Genomic DNA, 20,682 nt, shown 5'->3' on the forward strand with positions numbered 1-20,682 from the left:
TTGAGGTGATTTCAATTGGAGTATGAACCGCCAAAACAGACTATTTCGGTTTCAGCTTTAGTAAGGAACGAGAGAGATGAGGTTTTATTACTTAGAACTCACTGGCGTTCGGATACGTGGGAAATGCCAGGTGGAAATGTTGAAGTAGGAGAGCCATTAGATAGGGCAGTTTATAGAGAATTTTTAGAAGAGACTGGCATTGAAATACGTCCTGTTGGCATAACAGGTGTCTATTTTAATACTACAAAGCATGTTTTATCTATTGTTTTTAAAGCAGAGTATGTAAGCGGGGAAATAAAAATTCAACCAGAAGAAATTAAAGAAGCCAAATATATTCAGCTAAACGAATCTAATATTGATCAATATATAACCCGCCCACAACAAAAAACTCGCACTCTCGATGCAATGAGAGCGAAATCTTTTGTCCCGTATGAAACATGGGAAGTAAATCCGGAATATAACTTATTATCAAGGTTATATAGCGAATAATAGACTTATATGTTGAGTACTAGTTTTCTCGAATTTCAACGGACAGTGAGGAATGATTAAATGGTAAACAGAATAATTTCAAATTGGCAACCCTATTGTATTGAAGAAAACTGTATCGGCATCGGGTCATCAAGGAAGGTATACCGTGTGGACGAGTTTGTCATAAAAGTACATTTACATCCGATAGGGTACAAACAATCATTGAATGAGATTGAAATATATGAATATATGAAAGCTCGAAACAATGAAGATTTATTGGCGGAGATGGTTTATGTCAATGAGGATATTTGTATACAACGTTATTACGAAAATTTAGAGTTAAGAGACAATCAGACATATGAGTTAAACGTAGTTGAAGATAATAGAATGTCCCCAAGATTGAGAGGACTCTTAAGAGAACTCGATCAAAGGTTTGATAGTTTTGATTTAAAAGATAGCAGTAACTTTGGTTTAAACGCTGAAAGGAATCTAGTATTAATTGATTTTGGTATGACAAAAAGTTTGTACGAAATGGAATGGGTACCATTGGCTGAAGCAGGAGAGCTACCGCAAATCTATTTTGAGAAATGCCGAGCTTGTGGGATTGAAAAGGAACTACGCATGTATGGCCAAGCAGATAAAGATAAACGTTGTTATGCTTGTGGGAAGCAGTAGTTACACTAAACAATAAATTGAAATGAGCGGATTCATTTGGAATTCAACATGAAAAAGTACACTGGTAATCAGTTAGACGAAGTGAAAGATTTGATGAAATATAACTATGAAGAGCCCTTTGTTCATATATTAGAACAACTAAAATATGAGTTTGCTTATATGGCATATGAAGGAGAGAAATTAGTAGGACTAATAATTACTTGGAAAAGTAAAATGCATCCGTATTGCTTGTATTTTCGAGTCTATAGTAACCCGTCATCTTCTCAAAATGTAGCGCATCAATTGTTGCAATATGTGAAACAAAAAGAGGTGTTGGAGCTTCCTTTGCAAACATCTTTATGGGAAACGTCAAGAAAATTAATGGACACGTTTGAACAATTTAATATGAAAATCATTAGAAAAACATACATGCCTAAATTACATTTAGACCAACATTTTCAAACATTGAATCAGAGCAATTACGAATTGAAAACTTTAAAAGACATTAAAGATAATCAGCATCTGATGGAGCAACTAACAGTACTTGTAAAGCGCAATTATGAAGAAACGCATCTTGCAAATCCTGTAGCAGATTTGTCTCTAAAAGAATGGCAACTACTATATGAAGATGCCATTTTAGAAGGTAGCTTTTTGATGTGTTATCCTGAAAATCAAAACATTATCGCTTATTCATTTTTACACGAAACAGAAGTTGAAACGGAATTGGAAATTGGGTGGAGTGGCGTTGATCGAATAGTGCATCTACCTCTACTTCAACTACTAACCTACAACCAAATTACATATGCAAAGACAAATGGTTATGAAGCTTTAATAGGTGAATTCGATACGACAAGCCCATATGCTTTAGAAATTTTAGAGCTATTTCCTAATGAGTCGTGTCCAACGTGGATTACGTTTCAGGGGTGAGGGTGCCAGGTTACGTTTTGTAAAACAATACATAGAATACGGTCTAATCTCAGCATAAAATGACAGGATTTAGTTATTTGAGATTGTTATTATTCAATTAAGGAGTGAGCGATATGGGGTGGGTTGAATCATTACAGAAGGCAATCAACTATATGGAAGATCATTTAACGGAGAATATATCTATTGAGGATATTGCGAGGCAAGCGAATGTATCGGAATTTCATTTTCAAAGAACCTTTGCGATATTAACCGATACGTCTATAGGAGAGTATCTTCGAGGAAGGCGTTTAACTCTTGCTGCGCATGAGTTAGCAAATTCTAACTGCAAAATTATTGATGTCGCCTACAAATATGGCTATGACACTCCCGAGGCTTTTTCAAAAGCATTTCGTAGACAGCACGGTGTAACGCCTAGTGATGTACGAAAGAACATTGGAAAGCTGAAATCTTATAATCGCCTGGCTATCCAGGTAAATCTGAAGGGAGCAACACCGATGGAATATAAAATTGTTGAACGAGAAAGCTTTCAAGTTGTAGGGATTAATCGTGAATTTTCATTAAAGAATGATGAGAATCTTAAAGGCATCCCTGTATTTTGGGATGAAATCAATGCAAAAGGAACTGATCAGGAACTATTTAAGTTGAACAACGGAGAAATTACAGGTGTTCTAGGTGTATGTGTAGATAAAAGAGAGACTCAATCTGCAGAAAAAATCGACTATTGGATAGCGACAGAACATGAGGGTACTACACCTGAAGGATATTCAAAGTTAGAAATTCCTGCATCAAAATGGGGTGTATTCGAAGTTCGTGGACCTATGCCTGATGCAATGTCAAAAGCATGGAAACAAATATTCTCAGAATGGTTCCCATCAAATAATTATAAACATGCAGGTACACCAGAATTAGAAGTATACACTGACGATGACCCATTCAGTCCGGATTTGTATTCTGAGATTTGGATTCCGTTAAAGTAATTAAGTTAGTTTCAACAATAATATTTAACAGCAGAAACTGTGAAATTTCTGCTGTTTTTGTTATTAATGAGGATGAGAATCATACCAATTTGGATAACCAATTCTGCTAGTAATAATGGGATACAGGGATTCGATATAAAGGTAAACTTGTTGGAATAGTTGGACTGCATTAAATAATTTCATCATGGAAGTGAATAAAATGAATACATATTTACGAAATACATTCCATCAAATACAATTTACGATTAATAGTATTAAAGCATTAATTGAAATAGTTGATGAATCTGATTTTCAAATTGCGCCGATAGAAAAAAAGCGTACAGTGGGGGAGTTAGTGAGCCATTTAGCCATTATATGCAAGGCAGATCTTCGAATAATTGGCCAAGCATCAATGGAGGAAATGAATGCATTTTATGAACTTAATACGGTCAATAGTAAAAAGGAAATGCTGGAGCAATTGAATGAGGGGTATGAAGAATTAGTTTGTTATTATGAAAGTATTCCTGATGTTATTAATACAGTAACATCGTATTGGGGAACAACTTATAGCTATTTTGAGTGGTTACTAGAGATTTTAGCTCATCTAAATCATCACCGAGCGCAATTGCATTTGTACATAACATTATTAGGGAAAGAACAAGCTGTGATGTTATTTGAATAATAGTTGCAGCTGAATTCTATTAACTTTAGTATGGTTGGCGTTTCTAGATGTTAGTTTATAGCAGTGGGTGTTTTTTAGTTCTTAAAACCCATTTTAAAAGACGTAATAGATTAAAAAATTATGTTATAACGGCCCTTTTCTGTTAGAATGAGTAAGGATTTATAACAAAGAGGGAGTATAGGCTATATGATGAAAAAAAATCAGAAGAAGATAGTTATCATTGAATATATTCAAATCATGTTGGGAGCAGCGCTTGTTGGTCTTGCATTCAATATGTTTCTGTTGCCAGCTAGGCTTGCAGCTGGAGGAGTTTCAGGAATAAGTACTATTCTATACGAACTGTTTCAATTTAATCCCGCTTATGTACAATGGATGATTAATATTCCTTTGTTTATTTTAGGGATTTTAGTAGTGGGGAAAGATTTTAGCTGGAAAACGCTTGTCGGCACTACGTTTGTTCCACTTGTAATATGGTTAACATCTGATATCCATTTGCCTATCGATAATCCGTTGTTAAGTGCTATTTATGGAGGAATTATGTTAGGTGTTGGTCTTGGAATTGTTTATAGAGGAAATGGATCAACGGGTGGTACAGCTCTAATAGCTCAAATATTGAAGAAATTCACGGGAATTTCAAGTGGCTTTGCACAGCTACTTGTTGACGGATTAGTGGTTATTACTTCAGCACTAGTATTTGACTTTGAGTTAGCACTTTACGCCATGATTGCCATCTATGTAACAAGTAAAGTAATCGATTTTGTGCAACTACAAACATCACCAACCAAATTAGTACTGATTATTACCGATAAAGAAGAAGAAATCCAAACCATTATCAAGAATGAAATTAATAGAGGCTTAACGAAAATTAAGACGCTCGGTGGTTATTCTAACCAAGAAAAAACAATGATTTTATGTGTAGTGGAACAATCAGAAGCTGTTTATTTTAAGAAGCTTTTATTAGATAGAGAACCCAATTCATTTGTCATTTTCTTAAATGCATCTGAAATACTTGGAAGAGGATTTTCAAAAGCAAGATTTGATGAAGATGATGTAAAATAAATTAAAACATATTTTAAAATAGATTAAATTTCCACCTCTTACTGTCGTTGCTTTTTACGTCAAAAGGGGTGGTTTTTTTCATCTTAATGAAACTCACATAAACAGCTAAAATAAAATGTTTGTTTAAAATTAGTTGATATGAAAGGTTTTATATCCTCTTTTTTCTATATCTAATATAATAAATGTATAGCATATTCGGTTAGCGAATTTAACAAACATGCAGTAATGGGGGAAAGAAAATGAAGATAATAGAGCTACCAATTGAATTTGAATTTAATGGACAAAAAATTACATTTATCCTAGCTTAATTATATTAAATGATGAACTAACTTTGGTCGATACAGGGTATACGAATTTCTTACCTTTAATTGAAAATGAAATTTTAAAAAATGGATATGAAGTGAAGAATTTAAAGAATATAATTATTACTCACTATGATGATGACCATATAGGTTCCCTTTATGATTTCAAAGAAAAGTATCCTTGGATTAACATAATAGCTAGTGAAACTGAATCAAAATACATTAGTGGTGAAATGAAGTCAGAGAGATTGATTCAAGCTGAAGAGATGCTAAAGACTATGTCGAATAACGAAGTCGATTTTGGTAAATGGTTTATACAGCAATTAAAGAATTTGAAGCATATTTCAATTGATGAAAAAGTACATGATGGTGATATGATTTTAGATAACAAATGTAGGGTAATAGCAACACCGGGGCATACTTCAGGGCATATTTCATTGTATTTCCCCTGTTTGAATAGCGTAATTACAGGTGATGCAGCTGTTAATGAAAAACAGGAATTCGTCATTGCTAATCCTAACTTTTGTCTAGATGTCGATAATGCGCAGCAGTCTTTAAGAAAGATTAAAAATCTTAAGGCTGAAACTTACTATTGTTATCATGGTGGGAAATTTACTGTATAAGAATACATTGAAAAATGGAATTACATAACTTCAATACCCTTATAAGTCATTTCATCGTTGTAAGGATATTGGATTTATTATTTAAAAATTAAACGGATTTATTATCTCTATACATATAAAACTTCCTTTTATTAATGCGAATAAATCACAGATTTTGAACTTAGAAAATACCTGTGAGCGGGAGTATATAAAAGAGGCATAGCGAACTAATTAAGTTGAATAATATTAAAAGTCTGAAAAAAAGTCTTGACCTTAATGTTTTCTCATACTATAATTTCGTTTAATATTCTAAATAGCAAATGAGCGATGACAAGAACATATTAAGCCGGGTCTCCCTGTTGACAGAGAATCAGTGGTTGGTGGAAACTGATACATAGACTTTGGTGAATTTCATTCTTAGAGCTTTTTTTATATTACATCTTAGTGATAGTAGTATAAAAACGGATTAAACCGTTATTTTACCAAGTAAGTGGGAAACCAGATTTGTTTCCAATTAGGGTGGTACCGCGTGAACAGCCACGTCCCTATCGTTAAAGATAGAGACGTGGCTTTTTTGTCTTTTCCTTAGTTTTTAATGAGGATAGGACGTAATAAATATAGATTGGATTGGTATGTATTAAAACATCAGAGCAATGGTCATCTAAGATTGGTTTTATTTTATCTGCAGCAGGATCAGCTATAGGAGTAGGCGCAATATGGAAGCTGCCTTATGTGACTGGTATCAGTGGAGGGGGAGCATTCTTTCTACTGTTTATCCTATTTTCATTATTCATAGGTTTTCCGCTGTTATTAGCAGAGTTTGTCATTGGTAGAAGCACGCAAAAAGAAGCAGTTAGTGCATATCGTACTTTAGCTCCAAATACTAATTGGCATTGGATCGGCAAGTTAGGAGTATTCACATGTTTCCTCCTATTGTCTTTTTATAGCGTAATTGGTGGCTGGATTGTTATATATTTTACAAAAGGTTTATTTGGTGGAATTATTAGTGAAGGCGCAGATTATGGATCTGTTTTTAACGACACGATTGGAAATCCAATGTTAGTTATCGGAGCTCAATTTGCATTTTTAGCTTTCACAGTTTTAGTTGTAGCAAAAGGCATTCAAAATGGAATTGAAAAAGTAAGCAAAATTTTAATGCCCGCTTTATTTATCCTATTTTTTGTTCTAATCATCCGTTCACTTACACTTGATAACGCTATGGAAGGTGTAAAATTCTTCTTAGCACCGGATTTCGCAAGTATCACATCTCAAAGTATTCTATATGCAATGGGTCAAGCTTTCTTCTCCCTAAGTGTCGGTGTATCAGTAATGGTTACTTATAGTTCATATCTTTCAAAGAAAGAAAGCTTAATTCAACCCGCTATTTCAATCGTTACAATGAATTTATTCATCGCTTTATTAGCAGGTTTAGCAATCTTCCCAGCTGTATTTTCACTCGGTTTAGAACCTGCTGAAGGACCTGGTTTGTTGTTTGTTGTATTACCTGCTGTGTTTGATCAAATCATTTTTGGAGAAGCTTTCTTATTAGGATTTTTAGCCTTATTTTTATTTGCCACATTAACATCGGCATTTTCTATGTTAGAAATTATTGTAGCTTCTATAGTTAAAGGAAAAGAAGAGAAGAGAACAAAATATGCATATATTATTGGAGTTTTAATATTCGCTGTAGGAGTTCCATCTGCATTATCATATAGTGTTTTTGATAATATTTTAATCTTCTCTAAGAATATATTTGATTCCGCAGATTATTTAGTTAGTAATATTTTAATGCCACTTGGTGTATTTTTAATCTCTATTTTCGTTCCACTTAAGATTAAGAAAAGTAAATTGCGAGAAGAAGTATTACAGCATTCTAGTTTAGGTGCTACTGCATTTAACATATGGTTCTTTATCATGAGATATATTATTCCATTAGTAATTATCATCGTATTCCTTGATACTACTGGAATACTAGATAAAATTATTGCTATCTTTTAATAAGAAACATTATTAAAGAAAGCAACAGAAAGTGTTGAAGCTAGCAGTAATTTTGCTTAACTTCAGCACTTTTTTAGTAGAGTTTAATATCTAGTTACAATTAAGGAATCCATTATTGATTAATATTATCAAAATGGATTCTTTTAATTTGCCTTAAAAAGCAGATTAAAGAGATATATTAATTAAAACACTTTTTAAATAATATTATGGATAATTCTATTTCAAAAAAATATTGAATATTTAGAAAACTTAAATTATAATTTACCTAACTAAATTAGTTAGGTGATGAAAACATGACGAAAAACAAAATTAAAGAAGTTGCTTGTAAACAATTAGCTGAAAAAGGGTATGAACGAGCCACACTTGCAAGTATTGCTACAGAAGTAGGTATAAAAACACCATCCATTTATGCGTTTTATAAGGGGAAAGAAGATTTGTTTATGGCTGTATATAATGATTTGTTGGATGATCAATTCCAATATATTAAACTGTCGATGGCAAATTTGAAGAATGCGACTGTAAAGCAAATGCTTTATCAAATGGTAAAGGATGTTAGTGATTATCATTTGAGTAAACCTGAAAAAACAGCGGCATATATGAGGCTTGCTTTTTTCCTACCTCATGAATTAAACGATGACATAAAAAAAATCTTTAACGAAAAGGAGGAATTCTATTATGAAATTCTATTGGGGATTTTCACTAGAGGAATAGAGCAAGGTGAAATCAAAAGACAACCTATAGAAGACTTAATTGCCTCGTTTCTTTGTTTAATGGATGGTATCTTTTTGGAATTGTACTATTACGAAGAAGATAAATTCAAAAGGCGTTTTGAGCAGACGTGGAACATTTATTGGAATGGTATTTGTAAAGAATAACAGAGTGAAAAAACAAGGGGGTACATGAATGGACGAAGGTAAAAAGGTATTAGATTACGAACGAGAAGCTGTACCGGAACATTTGCGTAGATCGTGGTTTTCCATGTTCTCTGTATTAGTTGCCATAGGAGTCGATTTAGCTTCTGTTTTATTAGGCGCTGAATTAGCAAACGGAATGGCAATGAATCAAGCGATTATTTCGGTATGTGTAGGATCATTTCTTCTAGCTATTTTATGTTCTATTTGTGCAATCGTAGGTGCTTCAACCAATTTGTCCACTTCTATGATTACAAAGTATGTATTTGGAAAGTATGGAGCGCTGGCATTTTCCCTTGTTATTGGTATCTCTTTATTAGGTTGGTTTGGTGTCCAAGTAGGTTTTTTTGCTGAAAATGCCCACATTATTTTATTAGATTCGTTTGACGTATCAATAAATGTGAAACTGCTATCTTTTATAGGTGGTATTTTGATGATGACAACTGCCATTTACGGATTCCGTGCTATTGAAAAATTAAGTATGTGGTCAGTACCGCTTTTATTGGGCATCATGTTACTAACTTTATTTTTAACTCTAAAAGATTACCCATTACCTGTTGAAATTCAAAATACTGGGGCTTTTACATTTGGTAGCGCAGTTTCCCTTGTTATCAGTATTTTTATTGTAGGTGCAACTATTTCACCTGATATTTCTAGATGGGCTAAAAGTAAAAAGGATGCTATTATCTCCACGTTTTTCGGGATTTTCATAGGTAATAGTTTTATGATCATCATAGCCATTCTGTTGACAAGATATATCGGAACAGATGATATGATGCGAATTTTTATAATATTGGGAATGGCCATACCAGGAATTTTAGTATTAACACTGGCACAATGGACAACAAATACTAGTAATCTATATTCCTCGTCTCTTGGATTTTCAATAGTATTTCCGAAGATATCAAAAAAGTTGTTAACCATTATTTTAGGATTAATAGCAACGAGCCTGGCAGTTCTCGGTATTTTTGAACAATTTATCTCTTTCCTAAATATTTTAGCCGTTGTTATTGCTCCTATAGGTGGAATCTATATTTCTGAATTCTTTATCGTAAAAACTGAATTTAACCGTTACAAGAATCAATTAGAAGAGCAGACAATTGTTGTTCGTTCCAACATTGCCTGGATTATAGGAATGGTGGTTACTTTTATGACAACAGCACAGCCCTCGGGTTTAGAATTATTTTCTCTTACAACGATTCCTTCTTTAGATGGCTTTATAACAGGGTTTGTTGTACAAACTGTAATAGGGAAGTTATCAAGTCAAAAGGCATCTATACATCAAATGAACGTCAATAAGCATATAGAAAGAGGGGAACTTTAGAAAATGAGATACATTGATGAAGAAGCTATTGAAAAGATAGCGTTAGGAGCTGCTGTATTAGGTACTGGTGGAGGCGGGGATCCTTATATTGGGAAATTGATCGCAAAAGAAGCGATACGCAAATACGGACCAGTTGCACTAATCTCATTAGAAGAGTTAAGAGATAATCAGATAGTGGTTCCTATATCTGGGATGGGGGCACCCTCTGTAACGATTGAGAAAATACCGTCAGAAATTGAATTCACTGCACCACTTGATAAGTTTGAAGAGGTAATAGGAAAAAAGGTTGACGTAGTGATGCCTATTGAGATAGGGGGTATTAACTCCTTGTTCCCTATTATTGCTGCTGCCAAAAAGGGTTTACCATTATTAGATGCAGATGCTATGGGACGTGCCTTCCCTGAAGCGCAAATGGTTACTTTTCATCTAGATGGTTTAGAATCTTCACCTGTTACAATGTCTGATGAAAAAGGAAATGTAGTCGTATTATATCCCCGAGATGGAGTTTGGCACGAAAGACTAGCACGTGTCATTACGATAGAAATGGGAGGAAGTGCTTCTGTCTGTGATTATGGTTTATTAGGAAAAGAGGTAAAGAGCAGTGCTATTCCTGGCACCCTTACATTAGCTGAAACAATTGGTGGGTATCTACTTGATAACAAAGGTAAGGAACGCCAAGGTATTAATAAAATGTTAGAGGAATTAAATGGATATCAATTGTTTGAAGCAAAAATTACAGACATAGAACGTAGATTGATTGGAGGCTTTACAAGAGGAAAGGCAATATTTGAAGGCATACGTAATGAACAAGGAAGATCGTTTAGCATCGATTTTCAAAATGAGCATCTAGTGGCCAAAGAAGCCGAGCATTTATTATGTTCAACACCAGATTTAATTGCAGTATTAGACGCAGAGACTGGTTTTCCTATTACAACAGAGAGGATGAAATACGGAGCCCGTGTAGTGGTTGTAGCCTTTCCATGTCATAGTAAATGGAGAACAAAAAAGGGTATTGAAACAGTAGGACCTTATTATTTTGGATATGATTTTGAGTATCAGCCAGTTGAAGAGTTACAAAAGGAGAGAGTATAATGTATCGCTTAGGATTGGATGTTGGTGGAACTAATACGGATGCTGCATTAATAGATGGAGATTTAAAGGTTTTTCATACGGTAAAAGTACCAACTACAAAAGAGGTGGAAAGTGGAATAATCGAAGCAATCGCAAAAGTGGTGAAAGAGAGTAAGGTGGATAGTAGCGATATTAAATATGCCATGCTTGGCACTACCCATTGTACGAATGCCATCGTAGAGCGTAAACGTTTAGATAAAGTTGGTGTTATAAGAATTGGCAGGCCAGCTACAACTGCCATTCCGCCGTTTACTAATTGGCCAAAAGACATAAGAGCAAAAATTGAAGTAGCATCCATTATTGTTTCTGGTGGATATGAATTTGATGGACGTTTAATAGCTGAGTTGGACAAAGAAGAAGTGTCTAAGTTTTGTAGAGAAATCAGAGGCAAAGCAGAAAGTATCGCTATCTCAGGTGTATATGCTCCAGTAAATAAAGAACAAGAAGAAATCGTAGCAACCTGGGTAAGAGAAGAGCTTGGAGATATTCCTATTTCTCTATCACATGCGATTGGCAGTATTGGCTTACTTGAACGTGAAAATGCGACGATATTAAATGCAGCATTGATGACTACAGGTCAAACCGTTATTAATGGCTTCTCTAAAGCTTTAAGTAGCCTAAATATCGAAGCTGAAATGTTCTTCAGTCAAAACGATGGGACTTTAATGAACGCAGCATATGCAGAACGCTATCCAATTCTTACGATGGGATGTGGGCCTACAAACTCCATTCGAGGTTCAGCTCACTTAACAGGGCTAGATAATGCGATTGTACTGGATGTTGGAGGAACAACGAGTGACATTGGTGTACTATCAAAAGGGTTTCCTAGAGAATCTTCATTGGCAGTTATCATTGGTGGAGTAAATACGAATTTCAGAATGCCAGATATTTTATCTATTGGGTTAGGTGGGGGCACTCGAATTCTTGAAAATAACGAAAAAATCATTGTTGGACCAGAGAGCGTAGGTTACGAAATTACGAAAAAGGCACTACTTTTTGGTGGAGATGTACTAACCACTTCGGATATAGTGACGCGCTTAGGCTATGCCTTTGAAGATAGAGCAAAAGAAGTAGAACATCTCTCCTTTGAATTCTGTGAAAAAGTAAATGATCAAATGACGGAGATGTTAGAAGATGCTATTGATCAAATGAAGACAAGTTCAAAAGAAGTACCACTTATTTTATCAGGTGGAGGAAGTATCATCGTTTCTAAATCATTAAAAGGGGTTTCAGAAGTCATTATGCCAGAGCACTATGGTGCGGCAAATGCTATAGGAGCTGCCCTTGGTCAAGTGAGCGGTGATGTTGAAAGAATATATAGTTTAGACAAAATGAATCGTGAAGAAGCATTAACAGATGCAAAGAAACTAGCGACTCATGAAGCAATAAAAGCAGGTGCAGATGAAAAAACAATATCAATCATTTCGATTGAAGATATCCCTCTCGCATACTTACCAGGCAATGCATTGTTAATACGTGTGAAGGCTGTAGGAGACTTACAATATTCTAGTGAATCGGTGATTATTTAGTATATAAGGACATTAAAATATATATCTAAATAAGGTCTAGTTTTTCTATTTAATGAATTAAAAGTGTAAGGTGGTTCTAGAAAACTTTGAGAGTTAAAAGATATCAAGTGATTTAGTTGAGCTTCACTTAATTAAGAGACATCCCAAAAAAACAATATTTATTAGGAAATAAGATATATTGAATCGCATTTAAAAATTAACTGCCATTTATCAAGCCTTAACTTAGATGAATGGCTTTTTTCGTACTAAAAAAATGGTTTTTACTCCAATTGAATCGTATTCACATGTAATAGCTGATACTTTTACGTATAACACTGTCGATTAAATTAATACCAGGAATGGTCAAGACGAGGCATAATATATGAATGGAATTCTAACTCTTTAATATCAGAAATTATATTAATAGCGTCTAAAACATCATATACATTAATGGTTTAATTTTCATTTTTTATTATAAATATTATTATATTAATATAAATAATAGTTGGAGTGAATAAAATGAAGCTTAAATTAATTAGTATTGTTACTTCATTCTCTTTATTATTTTCGCTTTTTGTACCATCAATAACATTTGGTATGGAAGCAAAAACAATAGAGAAACCAGTAGTAAATGGAGCGAATAAAGAAGAAGTTCTTTGGGTAGATATTGAAGAAGAAAATAATGCTGTTTCTTATGATGAAAATCCTGAATTGTTTTCAACTCTTGAAGAGATTAATCAGGAAAATATTACATTTATAGAAAACGCTGATGGTATTCATGATATTGATTGGGATTCGATTCCTATCGAATTGGCAGAGCATAATACAGTTCAACCCTTTATTTGGGGAACTGTTGCAAGACTTGTTATTAGTGGCGGTAAGTATGTAATTAAATGGGGTTCTAAAGTATTTAAAATAGCACCTAAATCTAAAGTGACTAATGCTTTATCATCTTTTAAAACTGCAACGTATAAAACAGGAAGTCACTCATTTAAATTAACAAAAACTGATATGAAACATATGTTGGAAAGACATCATCCAAAGTATTGGAATGGGACTGTTAAGAAATCACAAACATTTTATAATCCCAATCTATCAGTAACCGAAGTTAAAAATATTGCTATGACGATTGCTAAAGATAACTCGAAAACTTTAGCGAAAAAAGGAACAAATTCTACATTCCAAGTTGAAGGAAGTGTAGGAGGAGTTAAATATGTTCTTGGAATTACCTAAAGGACATGTTAAACAACTTTATCCAAAATAATGGAGTTAGGTAGGTAGAAAAATGGAGATTAGAAATTTTTTCTTAAAAAAAGAAGTTTTTGATTTAGGTGATTTAACAAATAGTCCATTATCTTACATAGGCGGAGTTAACAATGAATTTATGGTGGAAGTTGTTAAAAAAAATAAAAAGAAATATGTAGAAGCTGGCATGTTAAATCTAGAGGGGGGGATAATTTTTAAAGTAGGATATAAAGAAATTGGGGGAATCCCAATTTTTGATGATTTAGCTACTCTATATGCTTATTATGTGAATGCAATAGAAGAATTCTTGGATGAAGAAGTAGCTAATTTTTATTATCCAAGTCAGCCAATAGAGGTTCGTTTAGAAAAAAATACAAATGGTAAAACGAAAATTTCAATTGATAATCAGGAATTACTCGTAAGTACAGATTTATTATTAAACATGATTTTATCTAATTCAGAGTCATTTTTTAAAATACTAGTTAATGAATTAGGTCTAAAAAAATACGTTTATGAACTTAAACAAATAGAACTTATCAAAGAGAAGTTAGTTTTGTTTTTTCTATAGGCTAATTCTTATTGTTTTATCAAATTTGTTAGTAATATTAAAAATACGATTTCAGAGAAAATAAGAAAAAAAAGGCATTCTACTCAATTTGAGAGTGGATCGCTTTTTTTGTTTTTATCCAATGATACTTGTAGAACCATCATGAGTTCCGTAATATTATCAGGGTATTGCTATTTGTGTGTCACTGCCTGTTACTGTATTATTCGTTTATTTTCCTTTCTATCAGTGACATTTAGACAGCTAGGTATTCATTATTTTATTTTTTGAGTTGAAATATGTTTGCTAATTGGTCGATTTAAAAGGGCCGGTCCAACTTTTCTCCTCTAAGATGATAAGTTTATGAAGATGAGCGATCGTCCAAAAATGGACATACTTATAGTTAGTATAATATTTTTTACGCTTAAAATCGATCAGACTTAAAGTTACGTACTAAAAGCAGCCAAGTATATGAAAAATAACCTGAAAGATGATTAGAGAGTAGTTAGTAATTTTTCTAGCCTTGATTCACAAACTATTTTTGTCAAGACTATTGAAATATTATCCATAAATTACTAGAGACAATAAATAAAAAAAGTTGAATAACTTCATTCAAATTTCACTTTTTTTTTATAGAATAGTATTGTTCTATAAAAAGGGATTATTTCTAGGAGGAAAGAAATGAATAAGGGTTTATATAATCGCTTTTGGCGATGGCATTTTTATGCTGCGTTATTTATTACACCACTACTACTTACTTTAACACTTAGTGGAATTGGCTTTTTGTTCTATACGAATGTTGAAAATAATGTATATGATGATTACTTCTTTGGTGATAGTACATATTCTGAACAGTTAACGATTGATGAGGGAATAGCTAAAGCTAAAGAACAAAATGAAGGATATTCAGTATCTAAAATCATAGTTCTTGACGACCCATATAATACACGTTTAACGATGGGAAATAAAGAAGGCGATGAAAAATATGTTTTCTTAGATGAACACAATCAAATCGTAGGAACCCAAAATGCGAAATATACATTTGCAAATATCATGCGAAATGTTCATAGTTCATTATTTGTTGGAGGAACAGTTGTCAATTATCTTGTTGAATTAGCTGCTTGTTGGGCTATATTCCTACTAATTACAGGTGTATACATGACTTTTAAAGGGAAGGTATTGAAGAAAAAACAAAATGCTTCCACTCGTCAAAAAAATAAGAAATGGCATGCACTTGTAGGAACAATTATTACTATTCCGATGCTTGTTATCATCCTTACTGGATTACCTTGGTCGGCTTTTATGGGGAATTTCATTTATATAGCCTCACAAGAGCACCCATCTATTGGTAATCCAGAAAAACAAGTAAACCCACCTACTTCTGATATGAGTGAAATACCTTGGGCTACTCGAAAAAATGCAGCACCGGCTTCTTCTAATGATGATCCACATGCACTTCACAAAGGTATGAATATGTCTGGTATGGATATGTCTGATAATGAAAATATGCTAAATGTCCATCAACTGATGCTAAAAGTAGAAGATGCCAATATTTCTAAGCCATATTCTATTATTTACCCTTCTGATGAAGAGGGGGTATATACTGTTGCTAAAAGTAGTAACACTGGTGTAACTGGATTAGATGTTAGTCCATACGATGAAATGACATCATATTTTGATCAATATAGCGGGAAGTTAATTTCTAAAGCGGGCTATGAAGACTATGGTATCTTAGCTAAGTGGTTTACTTGGGGAATTCCTTTACATGAAGGACATTTATTTGGATGGCCAAATAAGATTATCAATTTGATTGTATGTCTTGCCTTTGTTTTCGTTATTTTTTGGGGTATTAAAACTTGGCTTTCTCGTAAAAAGAAAGGTGAATTTTCTGCACCACCTAGTACATCAAAAGGTACTTCTATTGGATTTATAATCATCATGATTTTGCTGGGTATTGCTATGCCACTATTCGGTATCTCACTACTTCTAGTATTACTAGTAGAAACGTTCATGTTAGTAAAACAGAAGATATAAAATACGAATATCAATTCCTGAACATTGAAGTGAAAAAAATTGATGTACATTTACTAACTATTTTCGATTTATGGATAACATAGTAACCGAAAGAATTATTAATATAGATATAGAAAACCTTCAAAGTTAATAACTTGAAGGTTTTTTCTATTTTACGAAGATTTTTAATTGATCTACCAGGATACAATTAGTAGTAAAAAAAATCAGCAAATGAAACATTATAATTTCCTACTTATAATATTCCTTGTTGTTGGTGATAACTAACAAATAATGAACAATTCTTTATTGCAGGAAAATAATAATGCAGAAAGTAGTGAGTGGGATGGAGCATGCCAAAGATTCAATAGATTTTAATGACTTGAGACAGTCATTTTCGAAGTCTGAAGATGCTTATTTTCTTTGGTTTACACTCAATTTAAAAAGACCAATGAATAGCTTCATTGATGATATATCGAGTAGAGTAAAATTCTATTATAGACGTTCAGCTATGTTAGTCCCTCAAGAAAAATTACGTCCAAAAGAAGCCGCAAATGAATAAAGGAATATTAATATTAGTTATTATGCTTACGACTCTCCTCACAGGTTGTTGGGATGTAAACGCACCAGAGAGAATGTTATATATTCATGGTATGGGCTTGGATTATAAGGACGGGAAGTATGAGGTATATGCCCAAATAGTTGATTTCACTAATACTGCGAAAAATGAACAACCAGTCACTAATGTTCCACAGGCTGAAGTAGGGCATGCTTCAGGTAAAACCATTAATGAAGCGGTTTTTAATTTATATCATTCAATGGATGAACAGGTTTTTTGGGGTTTTTTTTCATATGTTATATTATCTGAAGAAGTATTAAAAAACGGAAGATCTAATCAAATTATTGACGCTTTTATTCGATATAGAGAAACGAGATATCAAATATGGGTTTACGGTACTAAGGATCCAGTAAACGATATACTTTTAACTACTCCAAATATTAACAAATCGATAATTTTATCAAAATTAGGAAATCCTGAAAACTCATATGAACAAGAATCCTTTATTAAACCTATTAATTTTCGAACATTGATAATCGGACTAAATGAACCAAATCATGAAATAGGTATACCCTTCGTTACTATCAAAGACTGGGAAACAGAAAAAGAAACCAAAAACGAAGCTGATTTATTGGGAGTTGGAATACTCTCTCCTAAAGAGTTTAAAGGTTTTATACCAGCTGAAAAGTCACGAGGATTACAATGGATGACAAATGATACTAAGAGGGGAGAAGTTACGGCCAACGTAGGTTCAAACGAAGAACTACACTTCACAGTTGTAGTAGACAAAGTAAAAGTAACAGTGAAACCAATTATTAAAGATAAAGTGAAGTTTAATGTTCGTATAAAATTGAATTTTAATATTAGTGAGTTTAAGGACAAAGTATCAATCGATGAAATTAAAAAGGCGGTAATAAAGGGAGTTAAAAAAGAAGTTAAAGATACTTATGAAGAGGGATTAGAAAATGATGTAGACATCTATCGATTATCAGAGTACTTATATCGTAAAAATATAAAGGAATGGAAAAAGTTACAGAAGAACGGGAAAGTTGAGTTAAATGAAGATTCGATCAATATCAAAGTTGAAATTAATAAAATAAAAGCACAGAGAAAATCATTTAAAGAAACAATCGATAAATAACAGAAAAATTAAAATTTGATGTCATCTTTGTAATAAAGCTCGTATACTTAAAATGGGTTTGTCCATAACTTTTAATGTGGCAAGAGCCACATTGGTTGTTCATAGAATGAATCAAGAATAACCGATTTTATCTTGATTATGTTCAGCAAATTGAAGGAAACATGTTATTTAGGTGACTACTTCAGCTAGAGGTTGAAAGTGAACGAATTGCAACAGTTGCATGGACTGAAACAAACGATACAGTCTATCTAAATATGTTTGCTATTCCTGCTTTATGACCGTATACAGATTCAATTTCATGCGTTCTTTCAAGTAGCGAATATACGAAATGCTGATATTCTAAGACAATAATAAAAGAGGTCTTAGGTTTGTAAATTCTTAAATCACCAATTTAAAATGACCGTTAGCCCGCAACAACCATTCTCAGTCAAATTAATTCGAATACTGTCTGGTGTATATTTAGTATCGAATGTAATGGTAATTCCTGTTGAAGAGATTAATCTGTCGACTTCAGTTTTATTTGAAAGTTGTGCAGCGTTTATTAGATCATGTGCAAATTTCTCTGAAACTGATATCTTATCTACAAGCAGATGAGCTTGTTGCATAATGTTTTGTATCTCTTTTGCTGAAGTCTTAAACTTATGTGTATTTACAGGGGGAAATGGGCTGGTGTTTGTTGGCATTGCTAATTGTCTAGGGATTTGAGTAGATGAAGAATGATTTGCCATGACCCACTGTGGATACTGATTTGCATAGAGAACATATGGGTAAGGACTGTAATACAATTGGATTCCTCCTAACTAAAAGTGTGTATCTTATCTTATGAATTAGAACGATGTTAGGTGTAAGTTGTAAAATTTCATCGGATTCAAAATGTAAAATATTCCAATGAAATTAAAGAGAAGAAGGCCTGCTGGGAACAGTTTCGTAAAAAGAAATGGTATGAAAAAACCGCTATCTATGGAAGTTTCGATAGCGGCTTTTTTCCATTAATATAGAATTTTGCACGTCTGGAGTTTTTATAGGTCTATCAAAGGCGGGCTTTCTTTTTTTATTACAGTATAAAGTGTACAAAGAAAAACAAACTAATACAGTAATAATTAAATGAATGAGGAGGTCAATTAATGGCAGATCAAAATGTCCCAAAGTCTAATGACAAATCAAACAGTGCGGCAAGAGTACAGAGCATGATTGAAAATACGGAAAAAAATATTCGTGAAGCTGAAATCAGTATGGAATTTGCTGGTGAAGAAGAATTAGTAAATCTACAAGAAAAAAACCAACGTCGTAAACAAGAACTATATGTCAAGAAAAAGGAAATGCAAGACAAAGCTGAAGCAGAAGCAGAGGGTAGAAAAAATGAATTTTAAATAAGAGAATGGAGGCTGAGATACTAGTATTTTATATACATTTATCTCAGCTTTTCCTTTACTAATATTGTTGGAATAATTATATCTGAAAGGATGGATTTCCATGAAAGTCATAGATGTCTAGTGGAATTGGAGATGAAAGCTTTGAAAAAAACATGGACGTTTTGATTTGTAAGGTTGGATTCTACGAAGATCTGTTAAAAGGGAATAAATACGAATAAGTACTTTACCCAAATGAAGAATTGTTGAAAGAAGATCAATTCCTCTCTTTATATTGGAGTTGTTAAAGATTTTTTATGTCTTTACAATATTTGTATATACTAATTTACTTTTATTAGATAAAATTATCAGAATAGATACTTTTTTCGAGTGTATATTGATAATTAAAATACGTTTTAAAATTAAGTCCGAGTAATTTTATAAATTTAAAACGCTCTCAGATGATTCGAGAAAGAAGATAACGGGTATAGGTAATTGAAGAGAGGGTGATAAATTTGATTGCGAAACATTTCTTTATAATACAAAATCTGATGACTAAATAATATTTACATATGTTATTAAAATAAAAAAACAAGCTTATCATAATTAAATAATCATTAGTGAGGTGGGAATATTGCTTGATATAGATTTAGGTGTAATCAGAAAAATGAAAGTTAGTTTTTATCCTTTTGAGAGTACAAAGAAAATTGGTGAAGTAAGTGAAATCGACGAGAAATATTATTTGATTATAGGTATTGAGTGTTTTGAGATTACGCAAGAAAAAATGATAGAGATAGTTTATATAGTTCAAGATCTAAGTAAAAATCAATTTATACCACACGATACAGAGTTTAAAAAAACTAGGGCTAGAGATGAAATAGAAGTAAGTATTCAGTGTGAGTTTAATGATCCGCGTATATACGATTTTAAGTTAGGGAATATATTACCTGTAACTATAAACCAAAATAGATACTTTTATAGATTGTTAGAATATACGGGTGTTGATGTTATAGAATCGAATATTAAGTTAAGTGCGATAATGCGTCCTATTGTACCTGTTAATTATAAAGATGCCAAAGCGATATTTAGAAAAGAACGTATGAGGAAAATGGAATTTGAAGTTTTATAAAGGAAGAGTAAAATACATAAAATGCATTTGTCCTATAATCTATTCTTTGAGTTTATTATTTTGAATTAGTTCGTTAATGGATTAGAAGGGCTATCTGAAAATGGTTGGTCTTACCAACAATACGGATGATTTGATTGAACTGGTACAGTGCCCAGAGAATTTTCGGGGAATACATATGAGGCT

The 20,682-nt window shown here is 32.9% G+C and carries 19 protein-coding genes, 1 pseudogene and 1 other annotated feature; of the genes and pseudogenes, 19 read left to right on the plus strand and 1 reads right to left on the minus strand.

The window, feature by feature from the left end; all coding sequences use genetic code 11:
* Nucleotides 1–15 precede the first annotated feature (15 nt).
* The 17 genes and pseudogenes from MHH98_RS09485 to MHH98_RS09565 all read left to right on the plus strand — a co-directional run bounded on the left by MHH98_RS09485 (nt 16) and on the right by MHH98_RS09565 (nt 18,021).
* Nucleotides 16–489 carry an NUDIX hydrolase gene (locus MHH98_RS09485; protein WP_340712668.1) on the plus strand — a complete coding sequence of 158 codons (474 nt, stop codon included), beginning with the start codon at nt 16–18 and terminating at the stop codon, nt 487–489.
* A gap of 60 nt (nt 490–549) precedes the next feature.
* Nucleotides 550–1,143: a hypothetical protein gene (locus MHH98_RS09490; protein WP_038182682.1), complete on the plus strand. Its 594-nt coding sequence runs from the start codon at nt 550–552 to the stop codon at nt 1,141–1,143.
* A 48-nt stretch (nt 1,144–1,191) separates the two neighbouring features.
* Nucleotides 1,192–2,049, plus strand: coding sequence for a hypothetical protein (locus MHH98_RS09495; protein WP_038183204.1), 858 nt, complete (start codon nt 1,192–1,194; stop codon nt 2,047–2,049).
* Between the two features lie 113 nt (nt 2,050–2,162).
* Complete coding sequence (locus tag MHH98_RS09500; protein ID WP_038182678.1) at nt 2,163–3,026, plus strand: AraC family transcriptional regulator; 864 nt, start codon at nt 2,163–2,165, stop codon at nt 3,024–3,026.
* A 199-nt stretch (nt 3,027–3,225) separates the two neighbouring features.
* The gene (locus MHH98_RS09505; RefSeq protein ID WP_038182675.1) at nt 3,226–3,687 is read left to right on the plus strand and encodes a DinB family protein; all 462 of its coding nucleotides are present in this window, start codon (nt 3,226–3,228) and stop codon (nt 3,685–3,687) included.
* Nucleotides 3,688–3,876: 189 nt separating this feature from the next.
* A complete protein-coding gene (locus MHH98_RS09510; RefSeq protein WP_038183201.1) occupies nt 3,877–4,746 on the plus strand; it encodes a YitT family protein in 870 nt (289 codons plus the stop codon).
* Nucleotides 4,747–4,985: 239 nt separating this feature from the next.
* A pseudogene (locus tag MHH98_RS09515) lies at nt 4,986–5,671 on the plus strand (MBL fold metallo-hydrolase).
* 297 nt (nt 5,672–5,968) lie between these two features.
* Nucleotides 5,969–6,200, plus strand: a binding site (T-box leader).
* 86 nt (nt 6,201–6,286) lie between these two features.
* Complete coding sequence (locus MHH98_RS09520; protein ID WP_340713534.1) at nt 6,287–7,648, plus strand: sodium-dependent transporter; 1,362 nt, start codon at nt 6,287–6,289, stop codon at nt 7,646–7,648.
* Between the two features lie 293 nt (nt 7,649–7,941).
* Entirely contained in the window at nt 7,942–8,523 is a 582-nt protein-coding gene (locus MHH98_RS09525) for a TetR/AcrR family transcriptional regulator (RefSeq protein ID WP_340712670.1), read from the plus strand.
* A gap of 28 nt (nt 8,524–8,551) precedes the next feature.
* Nucleotides 8,552–9,883 carry a cytosine permease gene (locus tag MHH98_RS09530; RefSeq protein WP_340712672.1) on the plus strand — a complete coding sequence of 444 codons (1,332 nt, stop codon included), beginning with the start codon at nt 8,552–8,554 and terminating at the stop codon, nt 9,881–9,883.
* A gap of 3 nt (nt 9,884–9,886) precedes the next feature.
* Entirely contained in the window at nt 9,887–10,975 is a 1,089-nt protein-coding gene (locus MHH98_RS09535; protein WP_038182665.1) for a DUF917 domain-containing protein, read from the plus strand.
* A complete protein-coding gene (locus MHH98_RS09540; RefSeq protein ID WP_200866434.1) occupies nt 10,975–12,543 on the plus strand; it encodes an ROK family protein in 1,569 nt (522 codons plus the stop codon). Before MHH98_RS09535 ends, MHH98_RS09540 begins: the two co-directional genes overlap by 1 nt.
* A 498-nt stretch (nt 12,544–13,041) precedes the next feature.
* Nucleotides 13,042–13,755 (plus strand): hypothetical protein, encoded by a 714-nt coding sequence (locus MHH98_RS09545; RefSeq protein WP_038182658.1) that lies wholly within the window; start codon nt 13,042–13,044, stop codon nt 13,753–13,755.
* Nucleotides 13,756–13,807: 52 nt separating this feature from the next.
* Complete coding sequence (locus MHH98_RS09550) at nt 13,808–14,335, plus strand: hypothetical protein (RefSeq protein WP_038182656.1); 528 nt, start codon at nt 13,808–13,810, stop codon at nt 14,333–14,335.
* A 657-nt stretch (nt 14,336–14,992) separates the two neighbouring features.
* Entirely contained in the window at nt 14,993–16,345 is a 1,353-nt protein-coding gene (locus MHH98_RS09555; RefSeq protein ID WP_038182654.1) for a PepSY-associated TM helix domain-containing protein, read from the plus strand.
* Between the two features lie 301 nt (nt 16,346–16,646).
* Entirely contained in the window at nt 16,647–16,883 is a 237-nt protein-coding gene (locus MHH98_RS09560; RefSeq protein WP_038182651.1) for a hypothetical protein, read from the plus strand.
* A complete protein-coding gene (locus MHH98_RS09565; protein ID WP_038182648.1) occupies nt 16,876–18,021 on the plus strand; it encodes a Ger(x)C family spore germination protein in 1,146 nt (381 codons plus the stop codon). Before MHH98_RS09560 ends, MHH98_RS09565 begins: the two co-directional genes overlap by 8 nt.
* 383 nt (nt 18,022–18,404) lie before the next feature.
* On the opposite strand, the gene MHH98_RS09570 is transcribed toward MHH98_RS09565, so the two are convergent.
* The gene (locus MHH98_RS09570) at nt 18,405–18,806 is read right to left on the minus strand and encodes a hypothetical protein (RefSeq protein ID WP_076035020.1); all 402 of its coding nucleotides are present in this window, start codon (nt 18,804–18,806) and stop codon (nt 18,405–18,407) included.
* A gap of 339 nt (nt 18,807–19,145) precedes the next feature.
* Between MHH98_RS09570 and MHH98_RS09575 the strand changes: the two genes are divergently transcribed.
* Together MHH98_RS09575 and MHH98_RS09580 are read left to right on the plus strand one after the other, a co-directional pair.
* Nucleotides 19,146–19,391: a hypothetical protein gene (locus tag MHH98_RS09575; RefSeq protein ID WP_038182645.1), complete on the plus strand. Its 246-nt coding sequence runs from the start codon at nt 19,146–19,148 to the stop codon at nt 19,389–19,391.
* 613 nt (nt 19,392–20,004) lie between these two features.
* Nucleotides 20,005–20,499 carry a hypothetical protein gene (locus MHH98_RS09580; protein WP_038182642.1) on the plus strand — a complete coding sequence of 165 codons (495 nt, stop codon included), beginning with the start codon at nt 20,005–20,007 and terminating at the stop codon, nt 20,497–20,499.
* The last annotated feature ends 183 nt before the right edge of the window (nt 20,500–20,682 follow it).

The sequence above is a fragment of the Viridibacillus sp. FSL H8-0110 genome (genome assembly GCF_038003565.1).
Classification (GTDB): domain Bacteria; phylum Bacillota; class Bacilli; order Bacillales_A; family Planococcaceae; genus Viridibacillus; species Viridibacillus arenosi.